The organism is Kushneria phyllosphaerae, assembly GCF_900312995.1.
Lineage (GTDB): Bacteria > Pseudomonadota > Gammaproteobacteria > Pseudomonadales > Halomonadaceae > Kushneria > Kushneria phyllosphaerae.
In genome coordinates, this window is sequence record NZ_ONZI01000001.1 from 20,039 (window position 1) to 41,773 (window position 21,735).

A 21,735-nucleotide genomic window follows, 5' to 3' on the forward strand; every position below is an offset into this window, starting at 1 on the left:
ACCGGACCGGAAGCCGAGACTCATGCAAAACGCCGATATCGCCCGTACCCTCAACCGCCTGGCCAATCTGCTGGATATCGAAGGCGCCAACGCCTTTCGTGTGCGTGCCTATCGAAGTGCTGCGCAGACCATTGAATCCCACCCCCATGCCCTGCAGGACATGGTGGCACGTGACGAGCCCCTGACCGAGCTGTCCGGTATCGGCCGTGATCTGGCCGAGAAGATTACCGAGCTGATCAATACGGACCACCTCACGGTACTTGAGGACGTCGAAAAGCGTCTGCCGCCCGGGCTTTTGCAATTGATGCGGGTCAGTCAGCTGGGCCCCAAGCGTGTGCGCCAGCTTCACGAGACGCTGGGCATCGACAGTCTCGAGTCCCTGAAAAAGGCCGCTCGTGAAGGCCGTATCCGCGCACTCGAGGGTTTTGGTGAAAAGACCGAAGCCGGTATTCTAAAGGAGGCCGAACGCCTGGAGGATACCCCACCCCGAACGCGACTCGACGAAGCTCACCGGGCCGCGGCCGACCTGATCGCCTGGCTGGAACACGCCAAAAGTGCCCAGCGCATCAGTGCCGCCGGTAGCCTGAGACGCGGCCGCGACACCGTTGGCGATCTCGACATTCTGGTCAGCAGCGATGACGGCCCGGCCATCATGGCACACCTGATGGACTACCCGGAGATTGCCGAAATCGTCTCTCACGGCGAAACAAAATCCACCGTTTATCTGCATTCGGGTCTGCAGGTGGATGTACGCGTGGTAGCCGACAAGAGCTTTGGTGCCGCCCTTTACTATTTCACCGGCTCGCAGGCACACAACATCGCCACTCGCAAAATGGCCACCGACCGCGGGCTCAGGATCAATGAATACGGCATCTACAAGGGGAAAAAACAGCTGGCAGGCCGTACCGAAGAAGACGTTCTATCAAGGATCGATTTGCCCTGGATTCCTCCGGAGCTGCGGGAAAACCGTGGCGAGATCGATGCCGCCCGCGAGGGTACACTCCCCGAGCTGATTACTCTGGAGGACATCCGCGGTGATCTGCACATGCATACCACTGCCTCCGACGGCAAGGCGAGCCTTGAGGACATGGTGCACGCCGCCAAAAGTCGCGGCTATCGCTATATCGCCATCACCGATCACTCCAAACGGCTGGCCATGGCCAACGGTCTGGACGCCAGACGCCTGCGCGAGCAGATGGCAGAGATCGATGCCCTCAACGAGCGCTTGAAGAATTTTACCGTTTTGAAAGGCAACGAGGTCGACATCCTGGAAGATGGCACTCTTGACCTTCCCGATGACGTGCTAAGAGAGCTCGACGTCTGCGTCTTCTCGATACATTCGAAGTTCAACCTGTCACGAGAGAAACAGACGAACCGCATCCTGCGCGCCATGGACAACCCACACGTCAATATTCTGGCGCACCCTACCGGCCGCATCATCAACGGCCGCGAGGGCTACGAGGTTGATATCGAGGCCGTACTGCGTGGGGCCAGGGCACGCGGTGTCTTTCTCGAAATCAATGCACAGCCTGCCCGACTTGATCTCGCCGACCACTGGGCACGCATGGCGCGCGACATTGGCGTAGCCCTTGCCATCAATACCGACGCTCATACCCCCGAGCAACTGGGGCACATGGTGCTTGGCGTAACGCAGGCCCGTCGCGGCTGGCTTGAAAAAAAGGACGTGCTCAATACTCGCACCGTCACTCAGCTCAGAAAACTGATGACGCGCTAGCAGTCCTGGGCTGAACGCAGCGATGCCCCCGGAACATCGACCATCACCACAGCACTCAGCCGTCAAACAAAAACGCCGCCCCTGAATGGGACGGCGTGAAAGTGTCACAGAATGCTATTTAGACATTAATAGCGATATTCATGCGGCTTGAACGGCCCTTCCTGCGGCACGCCCAGATACTCGGCCTGCTTCGGGGTCATTTTGGTGAGCGTGCCACCAAAGCCTTCAACCATATAGCGAGCGACTTCCTCGTCAAGCTGCTTGGGCAGTACTTCTACCGTCACGGCCGGACGCTCATCCAACGGGATGTCGGCAAACCGGCGCTCATAAAGGTGAATCTGTGCCAGCACCTGGTCGGCAAAGGAGCCGTCCATGACGCGTGACGGATGACCGGTCGCGTTACCCAGGTTGACCAGACGGCCTTCGGAGAGCAGCAGCAGATAGTCACCGCTGGTCGGATCGAAGTTGCCCGGCGTACCATCGCGATAGATCTTGTGGACCTGCGGCTTGATCTCTTCCCAGGCCCAGTGCTTGCGCATGTAGGCGGTATCGATCTCGTTATCGAAGTGACCGATGTTACACACCACGGCACCCTTCTTGATTGCACCCAGCATGCCAGCGTCACAGACGTTGATGTTGCCGGTCGTGGTCACCAGCACATCGATCTTGCCCAGCATATAGGTATCAAGGTTGCTGCCGGACTCGTCGTTGGCGCCATCGATATAGGGCGAAACCACTTCGTAGCCGTCCATGCAGGCCTGCATGGCGCAGATCGGATCGACTTCGCTGACCTTGACGATCATGCCTTCGTTGCGAAGACCAGCCGCCGAGCCCTTGCCCACGTCGCCATAACCGATGACCAGCGCCTGCTTGCCAGAAAGAAGGTGATCAAGACCCCGCTTGATGGCATCCGACAGCGAGTGGCGGCAGCCATACTTGTTGTCGTTTTTTGACTTGGTGACCGAGTCGTTGACGTTGATGGCCGGCACACGCAGCGTGCCCTTGCGCATCATTTCGACAAGGCGATGAACACCGGTGGTGGTCTCTTCGCTGATGCCGTGAATGACATCGAGAAGTTCGGGGTGATCATCGTGGAGCATCAGGGTCAGATCGCCGCCATCGTCGAGCACCATGTTCGGGCGCCAGCCATCCGGACCTTCGATGGTCTGCTGGATGCACCACCAGAACTCTTCATCGGTTTCGCCTTTCCAGGCAAAGACCGGGGTGCCGGCAGCAGCAATCGCAGCAGCGGCCTGATCCTGGGTCGAGAAGATGTTGCACGAGGACCAGCGAACGCTGGCGCCCAGCTCGATCAGCGTCTCGATCAGCACCGCGGTCTGAATGGTCATGTGGATGCAGCCGGCGATACGGGCGCCCTTGAGCGGCTGCTGATCGCGATATTTGGCGCGAATCTTCATCAGCGCCGGCATTTCGGTCTCGGCGATGCGAATCTCGCGGCGGCCCCAGTCGGCCAGATTAATATCGGCGACCTTATAGTCCTGATGAACGGCGTTTTCGGCAGTAGCCATGAAACACTCCTGGCAGATAGCGGGCGCCGTTGAATCCGGAGTATCCAGCCCGAGCCTCGCAAAAGTCGTGCCTTTGCTGCAGCGCCCCTCGGGTGGACATGACACCCCACAAACGCGTGAGGCGATAAAATCTGATGCAAATTATAGCGGGCTGGTACCTTTGGTGGTCAATACCAGGCGCAAACGCTGACAGCGCTGCTCGTACTATCGGCCTCTCGCTGCAAAACACGAGGCCGGCATTCAATGATGTTTCGAGTCGGCCGACGAAGGGTCGACACCCGGTACCACGTGACTGACCAGCTTGCCGATGGTCAACCCCTGCACCAGGATGGAAAACAACACGATGATGTAGGTAATCATCACGACCGGCTCACGGTACTCGCTGTCCGGCAGCCCTAGGGCCAGTGCCACCGAAATCCCACCGCGCAGGCCACCCCACGTCAGCACCCGTGTGGTGCCGCGGCGATAGTCGACCCAGCGTCGCATCACCATCATGGGCAGCCCGATGGTGACTAGGCGTACCGACAGGATGATCAGGATCAACGGGCCGGCCACCATCAGGTAGCTCCACTCAAACGGAATCAGCAACAGCTCCAGGCCGATCAGAACAAACAGCACGGCGTTGAGAATCTCGTCGATCAACTCCCAGAAGCCATCGACATAGCGCCGGGTATTTTCCGACATGGCGTGCTCACGACCACGGTTGCCGATGAAAAGCCCGGCAATCACCATCGCGATCGGCCCGGAGACCGCAAGCCAGGTGGCCAGCGCATAGCCACCCAGCACCAGCGCCAGACTGATCAGCACCTCGACCTGATACTGATCGATGCTTTTCATCATCCGATAGGCGATATAGCCCATCACCATTCCCAACAGCAGGCCGCCCCCGGCCTCTTCGCCAAAAAGCATCAGCGAATGCGTCGCCGTGAGCTGTTCACCGGCCGTGGCCGCACCCGCCAGCAGGGTAAAGACCACGACCGCCACGCCGTCGTTGAACAGCGACTCCCCCACGATTTTGACCTCCATGTCTTCCGGGGCCCCGGCGCTTTGCATGATGCCCAGAACGGCAATCGGGTCGGTCGGTGAAATCAGCGCGCCAAAGACCAGGCAGTAAAGGTAAGGCACATGGATATTAAAGGTGGCAAACAGCCACCAGGCGGCACTGCCAATGGCAAGTGTTGACACCACCACCCCCACCGAGGCCAGAAAGCCGATCGAATAGCGATAGCGCTTGAGCTTGTCGATATCGACATGCAGGGCCCCGGCGAACAGCAGAAACGACAGCATGCCGTCCATTAACAGCGCATTGAAGTTGATGCTGCCAAGCCACTGCTCGGTCAGGTCCGTCACATAGGTAAAGCCCAGATGATCCAGCGCGATCAGCGCCAGCGACATCACCAGAGCCACCACCATCACACCAATGGTGGCCGGCAGGCGGAGAAAGCGATAGTTGAACCACGAAAAAAGCGCGGTCACGGTAATAAAAAGCGCAGCAATGTTCAGCATGAGAAACGTGCTCGATCGAAGAATCGGTCTGCTTGGGACAGGCAGGGGCCCTTGAGCATAGACAAACTTCTCTCACAAAAAAGCCCACGCGCACGTGGGCCTTTCAGGGCAATGGCGCGGGATGCACCGGCCTGTCGAGCAGGGCTTATAGTCCGGCAGCGTCTCGAAGCGCTTCGGCCCGGTCGGTTTTTTCCCAGGGGAAGGCCGTGAAGGTCTCGGTCTGCATCTCGCCGCGCGTATCCTTCCAGGTATAGGTGTGCTCGAACGGTTCCCGCCCGAAGTGCCCATAGGAGGCGGTGAGCTGATACATCGGGTGGAGCAGGTCCAGCATCCGCGTGATCGCATAGGGCCGCAGATCGAAATGCTCGCGTACCAGCTCGATGATCTTGTCATCGCTGATCTTGCCGGTGCCAAAGGTATTGATCGCCACCGAAGTCGGCTCGGCTACACCGATCGCGTAGGACACCTGGATCTCGCACTTCTCGGCAATCCCGGAAGCGACCAGGTTCTTGGCCACATAGCGCCCGGCGTAGGCCGCACTGCGATCCACCTTGGACGGGTCCTTGCCGGAGAAGGCACCGCCACCGTGACGTGCCATGCCGCCATAGGTATCCACGATGATCTTGCGACCGGTCAGACCACAATCGCCGACCGGCCCGCCGATCACGAACTTGCCAGTCGGGTTGATATGAAAGCGCGTCGATTCGGTGATCCACTCGGCCGGCAGCACATCACGAATGATCAGCTCCTCGACAGCGTGACGCAATTCCTCCTGCGAGATGCTCTCGTCATGCTGCGTTGAGAGCACGACCGCATCGACTGCGACCGGCTTGCCATCCTGGCCGTAGCGAAAGGTCACCTGACTCTTGGCATCCGGGCGCAGCCAGGAGAGCGTACCGTTCTTGCGAAGCTCCGCCTGACGCTCGACCAGACGATGCGAATAATGAATCGGCGCCGGCATATAGGACGGCGTCTCGTTGGTGGCATAACCAAACATCAGCCCCTGATCACCCGCGCCCTGATCCTCGGGGCGGGTACGATCCACGCCCTGAGCAATATCAATGCTCTGCTTGCCGATCAGGTTAAGCACGCCGCAGGTGGCGCCATCAAAGCCGACCTCGGAGGAGGTATAACCGATATCCGAGATCACGCGACGCACCAGCTCTTCCAGATCCACCCAGGCACTGGTGGTAATCTCGCCGGCTACAATCGCCACGCCCGTCTTGACCAGCGTTTCACAGGCCACGCGGGCCTGCTTGTCGCGGGCAATCAGGGCATCAAGCACTGCATCGGAGATCTGATCGGCAATCTTGTCCGGATGTCCTTCAGAGACGGATTCGGAGGTAAACAGGGAGTATTCGCTCATGAAGACTCTGGATCCTTTTATCGCTCATTTGTGAGCAAAAACATGGAAAGTCAGACCGTGCTGCAGACAACAGACGTCCTGTCATTAATGTGGATACCGATACTATCGGCACAATGCGAAAAGTTTACACCCGGTAAAAGCAAAGTGCCTAACCCACGCCCGTGCAATGTCTTCATGGTCATCACGCAACACGTTCATGCCAGAGCCGTGCCACTTGAGAGGCCAGACCATGGTTGATGACGCCTTAAAGCGCCTTGAACCCTACAATCACTGACTGGATTAAAGGGCGCACGACTGTAACCCTTGTCCCTTCACGTTCAACATCAGGGTGGGCACATGTCATCATCGCAATCCCTTTTTGCCTATATCGGCTGTGGCGGCGCCGGCGAGGTCTGTCTGGTGCGCTACGCACACGAGCGCCTTGAACTGATTCAGCGCGTCACACTCCCCGACCTTGAAAAGGCCGGTGGCTCCATGCCGCTGTGCCTGAGTCCGGATCGGCGCCATCTGTATGCTGCCGGGCGCGGCACCCCCATGGGCATCTTCACCTTTGCCATTGATGCACAGAGCCATCAGCTGACGCCGGTATCGAGCCTTCCCATCGAAGAAAGCGTGGCGTATCTCGCCTGCACCACACGGGAAAACCGGCTTTTCTCGGCGTCCTATCACCACCATATGGTCGCCGCCTACGAGATCGCCTCTGACGGTAGCGTACAGGGCGAACAGGGTCGATGGGACACCGAGCCCAATGCCCACTGCATTCTCCCTGACCCGGATCAACGCAATCTGCTGTTCACCAGCCTCGGCGGCGACCGCCTTTACTGCGCCAGTCTTGAGGCCCAGCCTCCCTTTGAAGACACGATCGAGGTCACGCTTCCCGATGGCACCGGGCCCAGGCACCTGATCTTCAACACCGCCGGCACAAGGCTTTATCTCCTCGGCGAGCTGGACGGTTCCATTACACTGTTTGACTACGACAGTGGCACTCGAACCCTCAACAAGCGACAGCGAGTCGTGGTAGACAAGGGCAGTGCTGATACCTTCTGGGCAGCAGACATTCATCTCGACGCCGAGGGTCGCTACCTCTATGCCTCCGAGCGCAGCAGCTCGCTGGTGACATCCTTTGAGGTGGATGCCGACAGCGGCGAACTCACTCGTATCGGCGCCTTTGAAGTCGAGGCGCAGCCCAGAGGATTTGCGCTGGATGCAACAGGAACGCTGATGCTGGCGGCGGGCCAGCAATCCCATCATGTGGCCGCCTATCATCTCAACGAAGGCAGGCTTGAATTGATCAGCCGCGTTGAAGTCGCTCAGTCACCGGACTGGGTCGAGATGGCCTGAACCTGCGTCACTGGTGGCAGGCACTCTGCCTGCCATCGGCGCGAGTCACTCAAAGCCTTCGCTTCACCCGAAAATGTGTTGGTGGACATGACAATGTCCGTGGGCTGTATGAATTCAGGCTGGAAGTACACGCACAAAAAAAGCGCGGCATGGTGGCCGCGCTGTCTCGGATCTGCACTCAGGGGATCAGCACGATCTTCAGTGATTTTGCGCCGCTGGTCATGAGCTCAAAACCTTCCTCGAATTTTTCCAGTGGTAGCTTGTGCGTCACGACACCGTCAGTGGGGTAGTCTCCGTTCTTGATGCCCTCAATCACCAGCGGGTAGCAGTAAGGCCCCAGGTGCGAGCCCAGCACATCAAGCTCCTTGCGATCGGAGATGATGCTCCAGTCCACACTGACCGGATCCTTGAACACGCTGAACTCGACGAAGCGGCCCAGCTTTCGAATCATCGACAGCCCCTGTTCGACCGATTTCGGATGGCCGGTGGCCTCGATATAGACATCACAGCCGTAACCGCCGGTCATCTCCTTGATGATCGACACCACGTCATCGTTTTTGGGATTAAGCACCATATCGGCGCCGAATTTTTTGGCCAGCTCCAGACGCTCGTCAAAAAGATCCAGCACGATCAGTTTTTCGGCGCCTGCCTTTTTGGCGGCACCCACCATACCGAGTCCCAGGGTTCCCGCACCGGAGAGCACCACCACGTCACCCAGCTCGATTCTGGCGCGCTGAACGGCGTGTAGCGAACAGGCATAAGGCTCGATCAGAATCGCCTTCTCCAGCGGCAGTTCTTCGGGCACGTGATAGTTAATCGCCTCCTTTGTAAACTTCATGTACTCGGCCATGCCGCCGTTCACGTTGCTCTGGAAGCCGTAGAGATCGTGCTTTTCACACATCCAGTACTGGCCACGGCCGCAAAAGCGACAGTCCCAGCAGGGCACGATCTGCTCGGAGATCACGCGATCACCGGGCTTGTAGTCCTTGACCGCATCCCCGACCTTCACAACCCGACCGATAAACTCGTGCCCGGGGATCATGGGCGCCTTGATGTAAGCCGGCTGATGCTCGTCGCCCCAGAAACTCGGCGCACCATCAAAGGACTTGATGTCACCGGCACAGATGCCGCAGCCCTCAACCTTGACCAGAATTTCCCGGTCATTATCGAGTTCGGGAACCGGTACTTCTTCATAGCGATAGTCACCGGGGCCATAGGCGACCACGGCGTGCATGGTTTTGGGGATGTCGTGTTGAGAGACGTTATCCTGCGTCAGCGTGTCAGACATGCTCACCTCGTGGCGTTGTACAAACATCATTTGTTCCTGCCGTGGACAAATGAAATAACGCCGTGAGCCGCAGCCGGTCAATCAAATGTCCGCGCCACAAGCCTTATACTTTAGCGCAACAACGTTTTATCGAACTGATTACTCTGGTTTTTTACAAATGACACACGACGAATGTCTGCCCCGTTCATGGCCATGTCAAAAGCGCATTCAATGACCCGTGCCCGAACATTTGAACAGAGCGTCATCTACTGCCAGCCTGGCAGTAAAACTCATCCAGCAACCAGATCCACCACAAACAAAAGAAGCCGCCCTGTCAGGCGGCTTCGATGCTGCATTGCGATATTGACGCTTACTGTTCCAGCACGAAGGGTGACGTCACCTGATCGACGTTGTCCGGCGTGATCAGCAGGCAGTCAAAAAGCTGCTTTTCACCGTTCAGACCGGTGTCGCCGGTACGGATGAACTGATCAGCCAGCTCCACGGCACGCTTTGAAAACACCGCTACCGGCTGCAGTACGGTGTAGGCCATGTCGCCGTCCTTGACGGCCTTGACAGCATCAGGAGAACCATCGAAACCGCCTACCACGACGTCCTTGAGTTTACCCGACTCGCGCAGGGCCGCGACCGCACCGAGTGCCATCTCATCGTTACCGCTGATCAGGCCCTGAATATCCGGGTTGGCCTGTAGCATGCTCTGGGTCTTGCTGTAGCCCTGGGTGCGGTCCCAGTTGGCCACATCAGAGGCCACCAGCTCGAGGTCAGGATACTGGGTCAATACGGTCTGATAGCCGTTGGAGCGGGTTGCAGCATTATTGTCGGACGGCGCACCCTTGAGCTCGACATAGCGGGCGCTGTCGCCCACAGCCTCGACCCACTGCTGCGCGCCCAGTGCGGCGCCCTGAGCGTTATTGGACACCAGCTGGGCCTTCGCCAGCCCCTGCTGGTTGATCTCGGCATTGACGATAAAGACCGGAATGCCGGCGTTAACGGCCTTTTTCACCGCGCCGACAGAGCCATCAGCGTTGGCCGGATCCAGAATAATTGCCTTAGCCTTGTTGGTAATTGCCGTATCGATCTGCCGGCTTTCGGAATTGGTATCACCCTTGTGGGCGCTGACATTGGCGCTGTAGCCCATCTCCTGGGCCGTTTCGCGGGCAATATTACCCTCGGTCAACCAATACGGATTGGAGGGGTCATTGACGATGATTGAAATCAATCCCTTCTGCTGATCCTGCGCCAGGGCACTGCCCCCGACGACCATGGCACCAATGGCCAGGCCCGCCATCAAAAGACGTGTTCCCTTTCTCAACATGATGCTTCCCCTTGCCTTGACGGTTGGTATACCGGCGAGCCGGCCTTTCGATCCCACATGAGCCAGCTCACGCTGGCCCGGAGGGCGATGAAGCCTTCTGATTCTCGGTACTGGCAGTACGCTTTTTACGCGGCTTGTACTGAATGCTGTTCAAAAGCACCGCCAGTACGATTACCGCGCCCATGAACACGGTCTGCCAATAGGAGGAGACCCCGATGATGACCAGTCCATCGGAGAGGAACCCGATCACGAACGCGCCCAAAAGCGTGCCGCGCACGTTCCCGCGCCCTCCGGTCAGCGCCGCCCCACCGATCACCACACCGGCAATCGCGGTCAGCTCATAGGTGGTGCCGGCCGTGGGCCCGGCAGAGGTCAGCTGTGAAGAGAGCACCAGCCCGGCAATGGCGGCACAGACACCGGAGAGCACATAGACCCAGATCTGTACCCGCTTGACCGGCACCCCGGAAAGTTCCGCAGCGCGTGCATTACCCCCGGTGGCGTATACCCAGCGGCCGAAAGGCGTTCGATTGAGGGCGAACATGCAGACAATGGCGACTGCGGCAAAGATCAGCACCCCGACAGGCACATTAAAAAGCCGATTGAAGCCCAGCCAGTCAAAGCCGGTATTACCCAGCTCCGGGTTACCGCTCAGATTGTTGTAGGTCAGCCCGTCGGTCATCAAAAGCGCCGCACCACGCGCCACATAAAGCGTGCCCAGTGTGGCGACAAAAGCCGGCACCCTGAAAATCGACACCAGCACGCCGTTGATCATGCCCACAAAGGCGCCCAGCACACAGGTCAGCACCACCACGGCCCAGACCGGCGGATAAAGCGTCACACCAAAGGCATCTACCGACACCCCCTGCATCAGAAAACCTGCCATGACGCCGGCAAGCCCCATGGTGGAACCGACCGAAAGATCGATCCCTCCGGTCAGAATGACCAGCAGCATGCCAATCGAGAGCAGCCCGAAAATGGCCACGTGCGAGGACATGGTCAGGAAATTGGCGGTCGAGAAGTAAACCGGTGACAGCATCGCAAAGATGACGATGATGGCGATCAGGGCAAAAAAGGCCCGACCTTCAAGGAGAATGTGCCCCAGGTCGAAACCGCCGGTACGCCGCGGTGCCACGCGGTCAGACGACGGGCTGGAACTCGCGGGTGAAGCACTCTGACGAACATCGGACATGATAGTGATCCCTGCCATACACGTATTTCAGCCTGCAACGGATTCACCGGAGGCCGCCATGATCTCTTCCCTGCTGACATCGGCCCCGAACTCTGCACTGATCCGGCCCCGGCTCATCACGACAATGCGATGCGCCACGCTCAGACACTCCCCTACCTCAGAGGTCGAATAGATCACCGCCAGTCCTTTCGAGGCGCCTTCAGCCAGCAGCCGGAACACCTCGGCCTTGGCACCGATATCGATGCCGCGACTGGGCTCGTCGAGGATGACGACCCGTGGCCGGGTCGCCAGCATCTTGCCGATGACGACCTTTTGCTGATTGCCGCCCGAGAGTGACCCGATACCGGCCGCACCGCCGTCGGTCTTGATATGCACGTTGCGAATGGAATCCTCGATCACGTTCTGCTCGCGAGCGCGCGAGGTCAGAAAGCCCCGGGTAAAGGCACCGATGCTGGCCAACGACAGGTTCTCGCCTACTGCCATGGTCTGCACCAGCCCATCACGCTGGCGATCTTCCGGCACCAGCACCAGCCCGCGCTCTATACGCTCGGCAATGCTCAGACCGGAAATATCCTCACCCTCCAGCATGATCCGACCGTCGCTTGCCGGTACGCGCCCCGCAGCGCACTCCAGAAGCTCCGTGCGCCCGGCCCCCATCAGGCCGTAAATACACACGATTTCCCCGGCGCGTACTGCCAGCGACAAACGATCCACAACCGAACGTTCCGGTACGGCCACATCCGCCACGCTGATGTTGTCAAACGACAGCGCCACCTCGCCCATTTCATAGCCGGTCGGCGGCGAGCCCAGATCGAAGTTCTCGCCCACCATGTGACGCACGATCCACTCCAGATCGATCTCGCGGCGCTCGGCCCAGGCGGTCATGGCGCCATCACGCAGCACCACGGCGTGATCGGTAATGGTCAGCGCCTCTTCCAGGTGATGCGAGATATAGACGATCGAGACGCCGCGACTCTTTAAATCCTCGATGACCCGAAACAACACTTCAACTTCCGAAGCCGACAGGGCCGAGGTCGGCTCATCCATGATCAGAATGCGCGAGTTGACTGACAGCGCCCGGGCAATCTCCACAATCTGCTGCTGACCCAGACGCAGGTCTTCCACCAGCGTCATCGGATCGATGGGCTCATCCAGTTCCGCCATCAGTCGCTCGGTTTCACGGGCCTCGCCGGCATAATCCACACCGCCCGGCCCACCCAGTTCACGTCCCATGAAAATGTTGTCACGCACATTCATGTTGGGCGCCAGACTCAGCTCCTGATGGATGATTGAAATCCCGTGGCGCTGGGCATCCACGGTGGAAGAAAAACGCACCGACTCACCGTCAAGCACAATCTCGCCAGCACTGGGCTGCATTACGCCGGAAAGAATTTTCATCAGCGTCGACTTGCCCGCGCCGTTTTCACCAAAAAGCGTGGTGACCTGACCGCGGCGGATATCGAAGTTGACACTTTTGAGCGCGTGCACGCTGCCAAAGGACTTGGCCACATTACGCGCCGACAGCACGACATCACCCGTCTTACTGCCCGAAATCGTTGACCTGTCCATGACACTGTTTGCGCTGCTCATGGCATTCACTCCTGTCCCGCCCTACTGCACATCGAGGGCCACCGGGGTGACCAGCCAGTTTTTGGGATTGATCATCTGAAACACGCCGGTGACCTCAACGGTTTTACCGCTCAGCGCTGCAGTATCCACACCTTCGAGTACCTCGGCCTTCATGGCATTGTTGATGGCAGCACCCGCATCTTGATACTCGATCTGATTGGTAAACTGGCCAAAGCTGATGTCGCCGGTGGCATCACGCAGTGTGGTGCCATTGATGGCCGGCCCGGTCTGCACCCGAATCCGGGTGCCTTCAGGCATATCGGGAATGTCGATCGTGTAGATGCCGGATTTGCCCTCTCCGACCGTGCCGGTGAAATGCACCGGAAAGATTGGAGCAATCCCGCTGGCCACTCCGTAGCGCTCGCCGGCCGCGCTGGCATCATCATTTAGCGCCTGTGCCAGTTCCGGGGCCTCCACGGCGCGCGATTCAACGTTTTGCATAATTTCCGGGAACTGCTCCTGACCATAACGCTCTGCTGAAAACTGTCCGCTCTGAACATCGGACTGCGCACCCTGCTCGACCACATGCGTATCCCAGGCCATGGCGGCGGCCACGACTACCACCACAACTGCCGTGATGGCACGACTCTTTTTTTTGCGGGAGCGAGGGCGGGCATGGGTACTGGCATCTGCTGTCATATCAAACCGGTCTCCACTGCAGGGGCGGGTGTTTGCAAGACTTTCAGGCGCACTGGACGCTACATCGATAGTGCCTGACTCGAATCATTTGACCTGCCTTCGTTCAAATGTATTAACGCTGTGACGCCTGCTGCCTGCAATCCCCGGGCGGACTCCAAGCGCTAAGACTTTATGCTTAACGTTTTTAACGCTCTGAAATAAAAGGCAATAAACTGATTCATCGGGAGGGGCTGCGACTAAAGTTAGTCGCCGTAGAGGGCATTGATAATGAGAGCATTTTCTCCCGGACAGATCATTGGTGCGTTACCTCCTGTTAGTTGTTGACAGTTCACAATGCTATTAATGGCAATCATGACGTCTGCTTTATTGTGTCGACAGGAGCTATACATGAGCATTAAAAGCCTTCAGCGCACCACCCTTCGTGACCAGTGTCTAAACGCACTGCGATCGGCGATCACCACCGGGCAGCTACCGCCCGGCCATCATCTGGTGGAGACCGATCTATCCAACGCGTTTGGCGTTAGCCGTGGCACCCTGCGTGAGGCCATGCGTCGTCTGGAGCAGGAAGGGCTGCTGGTCGCAGGTGCACGCGGTCAGCTCAGCATACGCTACATCGATAGCAAGGAAGTTTTAGACATCTACCGGGTTCGCACATCGCTGGAGACCCTGGCCGCACGGCTAATCTGTGACCAGCCAGAGCGAGAGGCTCATATTGCAAGACTGGCCGCACAGGCCGAGAAAATGGCTCGCCTTGAAGGCAACCTGACTGAACAGATCGAGGCCGATATGGGCTTTCATCGCCTCCTGTGTCAACTCAGTGGCAACGAGGTACTGCTGAAAACCTGGGCGACGCTGGAAGGGCCGATTCGCATCTGCATCATGTCGGCAGGTCTTGAACGCGCCTTGCATAACATGGCTGCGGAGCGTCACGTCAGAATCATTGATGCCATGCGTGAGGAGGACGGCGATCGGACCGCAGCCGTACTGGCCAACCACATGCAGGAAGCAGCACTGCGCCTGTCACAGGCACTTCACCAGCAGGCCGACGAGCAGATGAGGTGAAAGCGGACGCAGGCATGGCCTGCGCCCAACATCATCAATACATGTGCATGCCGCCGTTGATATCAAGCGCGGCACCAGTGGTATAAGAGGAGAGCTCGGAGGCCAAAAACAGAAAGCCGCGCGCTACATCCGCGGCATCGCCCAGGCGATTAAGTGGGATACCGGTCAGAATCTGCGTTTTTATTTCATCGGTTAGCTTGCCGCCAGTGATATCGGTCTGAATCAGGCCAGGCGTCACCGAATTGACACGAATATTGTGGACGCCGAACTCACGTGCCATCGCCTTTGAAAGGCCCAGCATACCCGCCTTGGCCGCGCTATAGTGCGGACCGCCAAAAATGCCGCCGCCGCGCTGGGCAGAGACCGACGAGGTGTTCACGATAGCACCGCCCTTCTGCTCCACCATGTAAGGCAGTACGGCCTGAGACATGTACAGCATGCCGCGTAGGCTGACGTCAGTGACCTGCTCGTAGTTCTCTGCCGTGATCTCCATGGTTTTCAGCGGCTGGGTAATGCCCGCATTGTTGATCAGCACGTCGATACGCCCAAAGGCGTCTGCCACCGTCTTCGCGGCCGCCTCACAGGAAGCCTTGTCGGTCACGTCGCAGACTACCCCGAGCGTACGCTCACTGCTGACATCAGCCGCCGCCTCGCGGCTTTTTTCCAGATCCAGATCGGCAATCACCACAATGGCGCCATGCTCGTGAAAGAGTCGCGCGGCAGCCTTGCCGATCCCGCGGGGACCGGCGCCGCCGGTGATGATGCATACCTTATCTTCCAACAATCCTTTCATGATGTACTCCTGGACGAGGTTGAAGTGAATGACCACGGGTAATTACAGGGCCGGATGGTTCTGCGCCGTCCAGCGCAAGGACGCCGCCACGTCGCGCTCGATCTCCTCAAGCGGCAGTGGCTCGGCCTGTTTGTTGGGCTGCGCGTGCTCATCACGCCGCAGCCGGAAGGGCAGTTCGAGGCTAAAGGGCAGGCGGCGCGCCGCCAGTGCCTCAACAATGGGGGCATAGTCGATATCACCGGTACCCAGCGCACCAAAGTGATAGCCATCATGTCCGCGGCTCACCGCCTTGAGGTGCAGATGGTCGCTCTGCGGGATGGCTTGGAGCGCGTCATCAAGAGGCGACAGCGCCGGGCAATGCGAAATCAAATTGCCCGGGTCGTAGTTGATGCCGGCCGCAGACGCATCGAGTCGCGCCAGCAGCGTCGATAGCTCACTGGCCTGGTTAATCAGGTTATTGCTGCCATCACCCGGGTTTTCGAACAGGAGTTTGACGCCCGCCTCGCGCGCGGACGACATCATGTGATCGAGTCCCTGTTCGAAATGATCACGCCCGGCCTGGCTTGCCGCATTGGAAATCAGATAACGCGCCCCCAGGGCCGCGGCAAAGCGAATACGCACTGCCATGCTCTCGGCAGCCCCGGCCTCGCCAAGGTCGATATGAGCCGACAGCACCGTACAGCGCTGGCCGTGGCGCGCCATCAGGGTGCGCAGCTCATGGGCCAGTTCGTCGTTTAAATCGTCATCGGTGAACTCGTTGACATAGCCCTTGATGAAAGCCACTTCAACATCACCGATATTGAGCCGCGCCATCGAAGCGAAAACGTCAGGCCAGTCGTAGCCATCCCAGGCCGCGGTACTGACCGACATGCCAACAGCACGCATCTGTTCGGCAGAGGGCAGTTCAACACTCATTCCAGCCTCCTTTGTCGACTGTTAACAATAAAAACAGTCAAAGTTTGATACGGCATCCATCTAGAAAGCCGCGTCCCGTTCTAACCCGCCGGAAACAGTGCCGGCACATAGCTCACCAACATCAATACAATCAGTGCGAAAATGTAAAATGGCACCAGCGCACGGGCCGTCTCTTCAATCCGTACGCCGGCAATCGAGGAGGAGATAAAGAGCGTGGTACCGACCGGCGGCGTAAAAAGCCCGATGGCAAGGTTGAGCACCATCATGATGCCCAGCTGTATCAGACTCATATCGATGGCGTCTGCCAGCGGAATCATGATGGGCGCCAACAGCAGGATGGCTGGCGTCATGTCGATGACAGCCCCTACCACCAGCATCAACAGGTTCATGAATACAATGATCAGTACATCGGAGAGCTCCAGCCCATTAACGAAGCTCACCAGCTGCGCAGGCAGCTGATCCACTGTCATGATCCAACCCAGTACAGAGGAAGCCATGATCAGCAGCATGACGGCGCCAGTGGCACGCCCGGCACTGAGAATTGACTGCAGCACGCTGGCAAAACCGAGATCGCGATAGCAGATCCGTACAATCAGCGCATAGAACACCGCTACCACGCTGATTTCGGTTGGTGTCGCAATACCGCCGATCAGGGCGCCCAGGATAATGACCGGCATCAAAAGGGCCGGCAGGGATTCGAAGAAGCCGCGGATGATGCCGAACAGCGAAAAGGGCTGATTTTGACGAGGGAAATTGCCGCGTCGAGCAATCAGATATACGGCGATCAGGCTGGCCAGACCAAATATCAAACCCGGAATAATACCGGCCAGAAAGAGCGCCCCGACCGATACCTGGGAGACGCTTGAATAGATGATCAACGGGATTGAAGGTGGAATGATGACGCCTATGACCGAGCTGGCCGAATTGACCGCAGCAGCAAAGGGCGCCGGGTAGCCTTCCCGCTTTTGCCAGGGGATAAGCACCGAGCCCAGCGCTGAGGCATCTGCCACTGCAGAGCCCGACACGCCGGCAAACAGCATCGAGGTGACCACACTCACCTGCCCCAGCGCGCCACGCACTCGGCCCACCAGCAACCCGGCAAAATGGATGATACGCTGGCCCAGCGTACCTGCAATCAGCAGCTCGCCGGCCAGAATAAAAAACGGGATCGCCAGCAGCAGCGAGCTCTGGGTGGAATCAAAAAAGCGCTGGGCCGCGATGGATAGCGGATAGTTTCCACTGACCAGAATACCCAGGCTGCTGGCGCCCAGCAGGGCATAACCGATCGGCAGCGCCAGGGCCAGCAACAGCATGAAAAGAGGCAGGGCAATCAGCGTCATACCGGCATCTCCTTGATGACAGACTCACGCCCGCTAACCAACCCGATCAAATCGATGATGGCCAGCAAGAGCACACCGATGGCGCCGACCGGCAGACTGTAAAAGGCCCAGCTGGCCGACCACCCCAGAACGGGCGTGCTCTGATACTGTAAAAACATCAAAAGTGACTGTGACTGATAAATCAGTGATGCCATCAAAATGATGATGAATCCTTGCATGACGGACAGCACGACACGCCCGGTGGCCGCCGACATCTTTCTCAAAAAGAAATCTACGCCCAGGTGCTCATGGCGTGCTGCAGCCATGACTACGCCACCCATGACCAGCCAGGGAAAAAGAATAACGGGCAGCTCACTGCCCCACGCCAGCGAACCATTCAGGAAATAGCGCACGACAACACCGGCCATCAACGTCACACCAATGATCAGTGTGGTCATCAAAACGACGACACTGCCGGCCAGATCAAAAAGTCGTCGACCGCGGGCAAGCCATCTCACCAACCTGCCCGTTGACGCCTGACGTTCCTGCTGCACCGGGTCTGCATGCGTCTGCCTTTTTTTCATCTGCCCGACCTGCGGAGTGTGTAATGCCTGTTCGTTGAGCACACCATGCGATTGCGTCATGGGTTTGCCCCCACCTTCTTTTTATCATCACGTCGTATCAGGGCTGGGCGACAGTTCCGGCGCCCCGGCCCCGACATGAGGATCAGTTAGTACCCGGGTGCTGTGCGTTGGCGCTTTTGGCCGCCTCGCGGGCTCGGCTAACGATATCGCCAAGTTTGCCTTCCCAGGTTTCATCCACTGACGCAGTCGCCTGGCGAAATGCCTGGGTATCCACATTGTTGATGGCAATAGACTTGTCACTGCGCAGTTTTTCCAGCAGCTCATCGGTCTGACTGATCAGGGTTTGACGTTCAAAATCGGTGGATTCACGAGCCGCTTTCATGAGGGCCTCCTGGTTGTCTTTTGAAAGACGCTGCCAGGAGGCAAGTCCGATCACCACAGGGGTGGTTTCATAGCGATAGTCCGACAGCGACAGATACTTCTGCACTTCCTCCAGGTGCGAGGAGACGATGTTGACTACAGGGTTCTCCTGACCGTCCACGGTGCCCTGTTTAAGCGCTACGTAGAGCTCGCCAAAGGCCAGCGGCGTCGGGTTGGCACCCAAGGCGCGCAATGTATCGATGGTCACTGGATCCTGTGGCGTACGCATCTTCAGACCCTTCATGTCAGAAGGCGACGTGATTGGGCGGACGTTGTTGGTGAACTGGCGCAATCCATTGTCCCACCAGGCCAGAACCTTAAAGCCGCGCTGCTCAGCCTGTTCGGAGACCTCGTCACCAATCTCGCCATCCACGACCTGCCAGGCCGCCTGCGGGGAGTCAAAAAGAAAAGGCAGGCCAAACACGTTGGCCTTGGGCACAATATTGGCCAGGGCACCCTGACTATTGGCACTCAGCCCCAGTGCACCGCTTTGTACCTGCTGCAGCATCTGTAAATCAGATCCCAGCTGTTCCGACCCCTGAATGGTCAGCTCAAGCTCGCCCTTGCTGTATTCGTTAACCAGCTCGGCCATATGCTCGGCAGCCAGCGCCCTTGGGTTGCCCGGGGCAGCACCATGCCCCAATACCAGCGTTTGTGCTGCCTGTGCACTACTTCCCATTAGTGCACTGGCCCCTAGCCCTGTTGCCAGGGCAAAGGTCTGACACCAGCGCCAGCCTTTCGAAAATCCCTGACTCCTGTTTTGCCGCCCACTCATGGTGATCCGCTGCATGATGCTGTCCTCGATCTGGCCGATGGAAACCTGCAGGCAGCCCCTTTGGCGCCGCCTTTACTCATGATTTAAAGCAATACACGGCGGCATTGTTAACAGTCAACCTAATCAATTGTTCGACTTTGGGCTTACTCATCAAGTAATTGTTTTCAAAGCCCTAAAATCGCCAAAAAAGGAACTCTAAGACCAAAGATTACGTCGTGGCGCTTCCAATTAAAAGTTTTGGTCAACCAATAAAAAGAACAGATGGCAACTCTAGCTGCCATATTTTTCTTCAAAAATTCTTTTATGGCCTGCTTGAACCAAGGTCTTATGTGATTCATGGAAGCGCTTCTGCAGACTATCCAAAATTGGTACTACCAATTAATTGCAACCGCACCATTCGGGAGCTGACATGCAAGCACAGACATCAACACCTGATCGCGAGATTTCACTTGATGAACGCGCCTTCCGGATTCGCCAGAAAGCGCTAAGGATGGGCGAGGTCCAGGGACAGGGCTATGTCGGCCAGGCGCTCGGCGTCGCCGACGTGCTGGCGGTGGCCTATTTCCATGCCACTCGCTATCAGGCGGACGACCCCGAATGGGAAGGTCGAGACCGTTTCCTGCTCTCTATCGGTCACTACGCCATCGCACTCTACGCCGCCCTGCTGGAAGCAGGCTTCGTGGCGGAAAGCGAGCTTGAAAGCTACGGCAGTGATGACAGCTGTCTGCCAATGTCCGGCATGGCGGCCTACACGCCGGGCATGGAGATTACCGGCGGCTCGCTCGGTCACGGCCTGGGTATTGCGGTCGGCATGGCGCTAGGGCTCAAGCGCAAAAAGTCGGATTCGTTCGTCTACAACCTGCTCTCCGATGGCGAGCTCAATGAAGGCTCCACATGGGAGGCTGCCATGTCGGCCTCGCACCACAAGCTCGATAACCTCATCGCCATTGTGGACGTTAACAATCAACAGGCCGACGGCCCCACACCCACCACATTGGGCTACGAGCCGCTGGTGGATCGCTGGGAAGCCTTTGGCTGGTACACACAACGTGTTGATGGCAACGACATCGAGGCGCTGGTAGAGGCCTTTGACAACGCCCGCAAGCACCCTGAGACCAAACCGCGCATGATTTTGTGCGACACGCTGATGGGCAAGGGCGTGCCGTTTCTGGAAGAGCGTGAGAAAACCCACTTCATTCGGGTCGATGCCGATGAGTGGCAAAAGGCACTGGAGGTGCTGGAAGCCGGATTTAAAGCATCCTGAGCCTTTATCTACCTTAGACGCCCTTCGCCATTTATCGCTGGAGTAGAAAACATGAGCCAGGCTCAACAGAACCAACCCCGCAAGAAACTGACCACGTCAGCGATGATTGCCTCCATCGCCGACGAAAATCAGCCAACCCGCCCGGCGCCCTTTGGCCATGCGCTGGTGGAGCTGGCACGTCAACGCGAAGAGATCGTCGGCCTGTCGGCGGATCTGGCCAAGTACACCGATCTGCATATCTTTGGTCAGGCGTTTCCGGACCGTTTCTATCAGATGGGCATGGCCGAGCAGCTACTGTTTGGTGCCGCCGCCGGCATGGCACGCGAAGGCTTTATCCCCTTTGCCACCACCTATGGTGTATTCGCCTCGCGTCGTGCCTATGATTTCATCGCCATGGGCATCGCCGAAGAGAAGCTCAACGTCAAGATCGCCTGCGCCCTGCCGGGCCTGACCACCGGTTACGGCCCCAGCCACCAGGCAACCGACGACGTGGCCATCTTCCGCGCCATGCCCAACCTCACCATCATCGACCCGTGCGATGCGCTGGACATCGAGCAGGCCGTACCTGCCATGGTCGAGCACCAGGGCCCGGTCTACATGCGCCTGTTGCGCGGCAAGGTACCGGTCGTACTGGATGACTACGCCGACTACCGCTTTGAGATCGGCAAGGCCAGGGCCCTGACCGAAGGCAACGAAGTGCTGCTGATTTCAGCAGGCTTTATGACCATGCGTGCGCTGGAAGCCGCCGAGCAGCTTCGTGCCGATGGCATTGGCGTGCGCGTGCTGCATTCACCAACCATCAAGCCGCTGGACGAGCAGACTATCCTGCAGGAGGCGCAAAACAACGGCCGACTGGTCGTGGTGGCCGAAAACCATTCCGAGGTAGGTGGGCTGGGCGAAGCTGTGGCGTCCTTATTGATGCGACGCGGCATTAATGTGCCCTTCAAGCAGATTGCCCTGCCGGATGCCTTCCTTGACGCCGGCGCCCTACCGACCCTACACGACCGCTACGGTATTTCTACCGAGGCCATGGTGCGCCGCATCCGCGGCTGGATGTAACACCAAAGCG

The 21,735-nt window shown here is 58.3% G+C and carries 19 protein-coding genes and 1 riboswitch; of the genes, 5 read left to right on the top strand and 14 right to left on the bottom strand.

All coding sequences use genetic code 11. The annotated features are described in order from the left end of the window. Positions 1-22 precede the first annotated feature (22 nt). Entirely contained in the window at positions 23-1,735 is a 1,713-nt protein-coding gene (polX, locus tag KSP9073_RS00090; RefSeq protein ID WP_108840935.1) for a DNA polymerase/3'-5' exonuclease PolX, read from the top strand. 125 nt (positions 1,736-1,860) lie between these two features. Here the strand turns inward: polX and ahcY are convergent, their stop codons facing one another. The 3 genes from ahcY to metK all read right to left on the bottom strand — a co-directional run bounded on the left by ahcY (position 1,861) and on the right by metK (position 6,136). Continuing rightward, positions 1,861-3,264: an adenosylhomocysteinase gene (gene ahcY, locus KSP9073_RS00095; RefSeq protein ID WP_108840936.1), complete on the bottom strand. Its 1,404-nt coding sequence runs from the start codon at positions 3,262-3,264 to the stop codon at positions 1,861-1,863. A 14-nt stretch (positions 3,265-3,278) separates the two neighbouring features. Beyond that, positions 3,279-3,360: riboswitch (S-adenosyl-L-homocysteine riboswitch) on the bottom strand. 144 nt (positions 3,361-3,504) lie between these two features. Next, on the bottom strand, positions 3,505-4,770 hold the full coding sequence (locus tag KSP9073_RS00100) for a cation:proton antiporter (RefSeq protein ID WP_108840937.1): 1,266 nt from the start codon (positions 4,768-4,770) through the stop codon (positions 3,505-3,507). 145 nt (positions 4,771-4,915) lie between these two features. After that, positions 4,916-6,136, bottom strand: a complete 1,221-nt coding sequence (gene metK, locus KSP9073_RS00105; RefSeq protein WP_108840938.1) for a methionine adenosyltransferase — start codon at positions 6,134-6,136, stop codon at positions 4,916-4,918. A 336-nt stretch (positions 6,137-6,472) separates the two neighbouring features. On the opposite strand from metK, the gene KSP9073_RS00110 reads away from it, so the two are divergent. After that, positions 6,473-7,477, top strand: a complete 1,005-nt coding sequence (locus KSP9073_RS00110; protein ID WP_108840939.1) for a lactonase family protein — start codon at positions 6,473-6,475, stop codon at positions 7,475-7,477. Between the two features lie 178 nt (positions 7,478-7,655). On the opposite strand, the gene KSP9073_RS00115 is transcribed toward KSP9073_RS00110, so the two are convergent. From KSP9073_RS00115 to KSP9073_RS00135, 5 genes are all read right to left on the bottom strand, one after another. Continuing rightward, the gene (locus KSP9073_RS00115) at positions 7,656-8,765 is read right to left on the bottom strand and encodes an MDR/zinc-dependent alcohol dehydrogenase-like family protein (protein ID WP_108841955.1); all 1,110 of its coding nucleotides are present in this window, start codon (positions 8,763-8,765) and stop codon (positions 7,656-7,658) included. Positions 8,766-9,114: 349 nt separating this feature from the next. Next, positions 9,115-10,077: a D-ribose ABC transporter substrate-binding protein gene (locus KSP9073_RS00120; RefSeq protein WP_108840940.1), complete on the bottom strand. Its 963-nt coding sequence runs from the start codon at positions 10,075-10,077 to the stop codon at positions 9,115-9,117. 67 nt (positions 10,078-10,144) lie between these two features. Further along, positions 10,145-11,266 (bottom strand): ABC transporter permease, encoded by a 1,122-nt coding sequence (locus tag KSP9073_RS00125; RefSeq protein ID WP_108840941.1) that lies wholly within the window; start codon positions 11,264-11,266, stop codon positions 10,145-10,147. A 27-nt stretch (positions 11,267-11,293) separates the two neighbouring features. Beyond that, complete coding sequence (locus KSP9073_RS00130) at positions 11,294-12,856, bottom strand: sugar ABC transporter ATP-binding protein (RefSeq protein WP_243409054.1); 1,563 nt, start codon at positions 12,854-12,856, stop codon at positions 11,294-11,296. 21 nt (positions 12,857-12,877) lie between these two features. After that, the gene (locus KSP9073_RS00135) at positions 12,878-13,534 is read right to left on the bottom strand and encodes a DUF2291 family protein (protein ID WP_108840942.1); all 657 of its coding nucleotides are present in this window, start codon (positions 13,532-13,534) and stop codon (positions 12,878-12,880) included. Between the two features lie 387 nt (positions 13,535-13,921). Between KSP9073_RS00135 and KSP9073_RS00140 the strand changes: the two genes are divergently transcribed. Beyond that, the gene (locus KSP9073_RS00140; protein WP_108840943.1) at positions 13,922-14,596 is read left to right on the top strand and encodes a GntR family transcriptional regulator; all 675 of its coding nucleotides are present in this window, start codon (positions 13,922-13,924) and stop codon (positions 14,594-14,596) included. 34 nt (positions 14,597-14,630) lie between these two features. Here KSP9073_RS00140 and KSP9073_RS00145 read toward each other — a convergent pair whose 3' ends face one another. From KSP9073_RS00145 to KSP9073_RS17565, 6 genes are all read right to left on the bottom strand, one after another. Further along, positions 14,631-15,389, bottom strand: a complete 759-nt coding sequence (locus KSP9073_RS00145) for an SDR family NAD(P)-dependent oxidoreductase (protein ID WP_108840944.1) — start codon at positions 15,387-15,389, stop codon at positions 14,631-14,633. Between the two features lie 42 nt (positions 15,390-15,431). Next, the gene (locus KSP9073_RS00150; protein ID WP_108840945.1) at positions 15,432-16,304 is read right to left on the bottom strand and encodes a sugar phosphate isomerase/epimerase family protein; all 873 of its coding nucleotides are present in this window, start codon (positions 16,302-16,304) and stop codon (positions 15,432-15,434) included. 80 nt (positions 16,305-16,384) lie between these two features. Continuing rightward, positions 16,385-17,644 carry a TRAP transporter large permease gene (locus KSP9073_RS00155; RefSeq protein WP_108840946.1) on the bottom strand — a complete coding sequence of 420 codons (1,260 nt, stop codon included), beginning with the start codon at positions 17,642-17,644 and terminating at the stop codon, positions 16,385-16,387. After that, positions 17,641-18,267 carry a TRAP transporter small permease gene (locus KSP9073_RS00160; RefSeq protein WP_108840947.1) on the bottom strand — a complete coding sequence of 209 codons (627 nt, stop codon included), beginning with the start codon at positions 18,265-18,267 and terminating at the stop codon, positions 17,641-17,643. The genes KSP9073_RS00155 and KSP9073_RS00160 overlap by 4 nt, the downstream gene beginning before the upstream one ends. An 82-nt stretch (positions 18,268-18,349) precedes the next feature. Further along, positions 18,350-19,417, bottom strand: a complete 1,068-nt coding sequence (locus KSP9073_RS00165) for a TRAP transporter substrate-binding protein (RefSeq protein ID WP_108840948.1) — start codon at positions 19,415-19,417, stop codon at positions 18,350-18,352. A 149-nt stretch (positions 19,418-19,566) separates the two neighbouring features. Further along, the gene (locus KSP9073_RS17565; RefSeq protein WP_165814108.1) at positions 19,567-19,740 is read right to left on the bottom strand and encodes a hypothetical protein; all 174 of its coding nucleotides are present in this window, start codon (positions 19,738-19,740) and stop codon (positions 19,567-19,569) included. Positions 19,741-19,811: 71 nt separating this feature from the next. Here KSP9073_RS17565 and KSP9073_RS00170 point away from each other — a divergent pair, with 71 nt between their 5' ends. After that, the gene (locus tag KSP9073_RS00170) at positions 19,812-20,666 is read left to right on the top strand and encodes a transketolase (RefSeq protein WP_108840949.1); all 855 of its coding nucleotides are present in this window, start codon (positions 19,812-19,814) and stop codon (positions 20,664-20,666) included. Positions 20,667-20,717: 51 nt separating this feature from the next. Further along, entirely contained in the window at positions 20,718-21,725 is a 1,008-nt protein-coding gene (locus KSP9073_RS00175; protein ID WP_108840950.1) for a transketolase family protein, read from the top strand. The last annotated feature ends 10 nt before the right edge of the window (positions 21,726-21,735 follow it).

What these genes read in the sequence shown, in the direction of transcription:
- polX (WP_108840935.1), top strand. Translation starts at nt 23, where the DNA reads ATGCAAAACGCCGATATCGCCCGTACCCTCAACCGCCTGGCCAATCTG.
- ahcY (WP_108840936.1), bottom strand. Translation starts at nt 3,264, where the DNA reads ATGGCTACTGCCGAAAACGCCGTTCATCAGGACTATAAGGTCGCCGAT.
- KSP9073_RS00100 (WP_108840937.1), bottom strand. Translation starts at nt 4,770, where the DNA reads ATGCTGAACATTGCTGCGCTTTTTATTACCGTGACCGCGCTTTTTTCG.
- metK (WP_108840938.1), bottom strand. Translation starts at nt 6,136, where the DNA reads ATGAGCGAATACTCCCTGTTTACCTCCGAATCCGTCTCTGAAGGACAT.
- KSP9073_RS00110 (WP_108840939.1), top strand. Translation starts at nt 6,473, where the DNA reads ATGTCATCATCGCAATCCCTTTTTGCCTATATCGGCTGTGGCGGCGCC.
- KSP9073_RS00115 (WP_108841955.1), bottom strand. Translation starts at nt 8,765, where the DNA reads ATGTCTGACACGCTGACGCAGGATAACGTCTCTCAACACGACATCCCC.
- KSP9073_RS00120 (WP_108840940.1), bottom strand. Translation starts at nt 10,077, where the DNA reads ATGTTGAGAAAGGGAACACGTCTTTTGATGGCGGGCCTGGCCATTGGT.
- KSP9073_RS00125 (WP_108840941.1), bottom strand. Translation starts at nt 11,266, where the DNA reads ATGTCCGATGTTCGTCAGAGTGCTTCACCCGCGAGTTCCAGCCCGTCG.
- KSP9073_RS00130 (WP_243409054.1), bottom strand. Translation starts at nt 12,856, where the DNA reads ATGAGCAGCGCAAACAGTGTCATGGACAGGTCAACGATTTCGGGCAGT.
- KSP9073_RS00135 (WP_108840942.1), bottom strand. Translation starts at nt 13,534, where the DNA reads ATGACAGCAGATGCCAGTACCCATGCCCGCCCTCGCTCCCGCAAAAAA.
- KSP9073_RS00140 (WP_108840943.1), top strand. Translation starts at nt 13,922, where the DNA reads ATGAGCATTAAAAGCCTTCAGCGCACCACCCTTCGTGACCAGTGTCTA.
- KSP9073_RS00145 (WP_108840944.1), bottom strand. Translation starts at nt 15,389, where the DNA reads ATGAAAGGATTGTTGGAAGATAAGGTATGCATCATCACCGGCGGCGCC.
- KSP9073_RS00150 (WP_108840945.1), bottom strand. Translation starts at nt 16,304, where the DNA reads ATGAGTGTTGAACTGCCCTCTGCCGAACAGATGCGTGCTGTTGGCATG.
- KSP9073_RS00155 (WP_108840946.1), bottom strand. Translation starts at nt 17,644, where the DNA reads ATGACGCTGATTGCCCTGCCTCTTTTCATGCTGTTGCTGGCCCTGGCG.
- KSP9073_RS00160 (WP_108840947.1), bottom strand. Translation starts at nt 18,267, where the DNA reads ATGACGCAATCGCATGGTGTGCTCAACGAACAGGCATTACACACTCCG.
- KSP9073_RS00165 (WP_108840948.1), bottom strand. Translation starts at nt 19,417, where the DNA reads ATGCAGCGGATCACCATGAGTGGGCGGCAAAACAGGAGTCAGGGATTT.
- KSP9073_RS17565 (WP_165814108.1), bottom strand. Translation starts at nt 19,740, where the DNA reads ATGAATCACATAAGACCTTGGTTCAAGCAGGCCATAAAAGAATTTTTG.
- KSP9073_RS00170 (WP_108840949.1), top strand. Translation starts at nt 19,812, where the DNA reads ATGCAAGCACAGACATCAACACCTGATCGCGAGATTTCACTTGATGAA.
- KSP9073_RS00175 (WP_108840950.1), top strand. Translation starts at nt 20,718, where the DNA reads ATGAGCCAGGCTCAACAGAACCAACCCCGCAAGAAACTGACCACGTCA.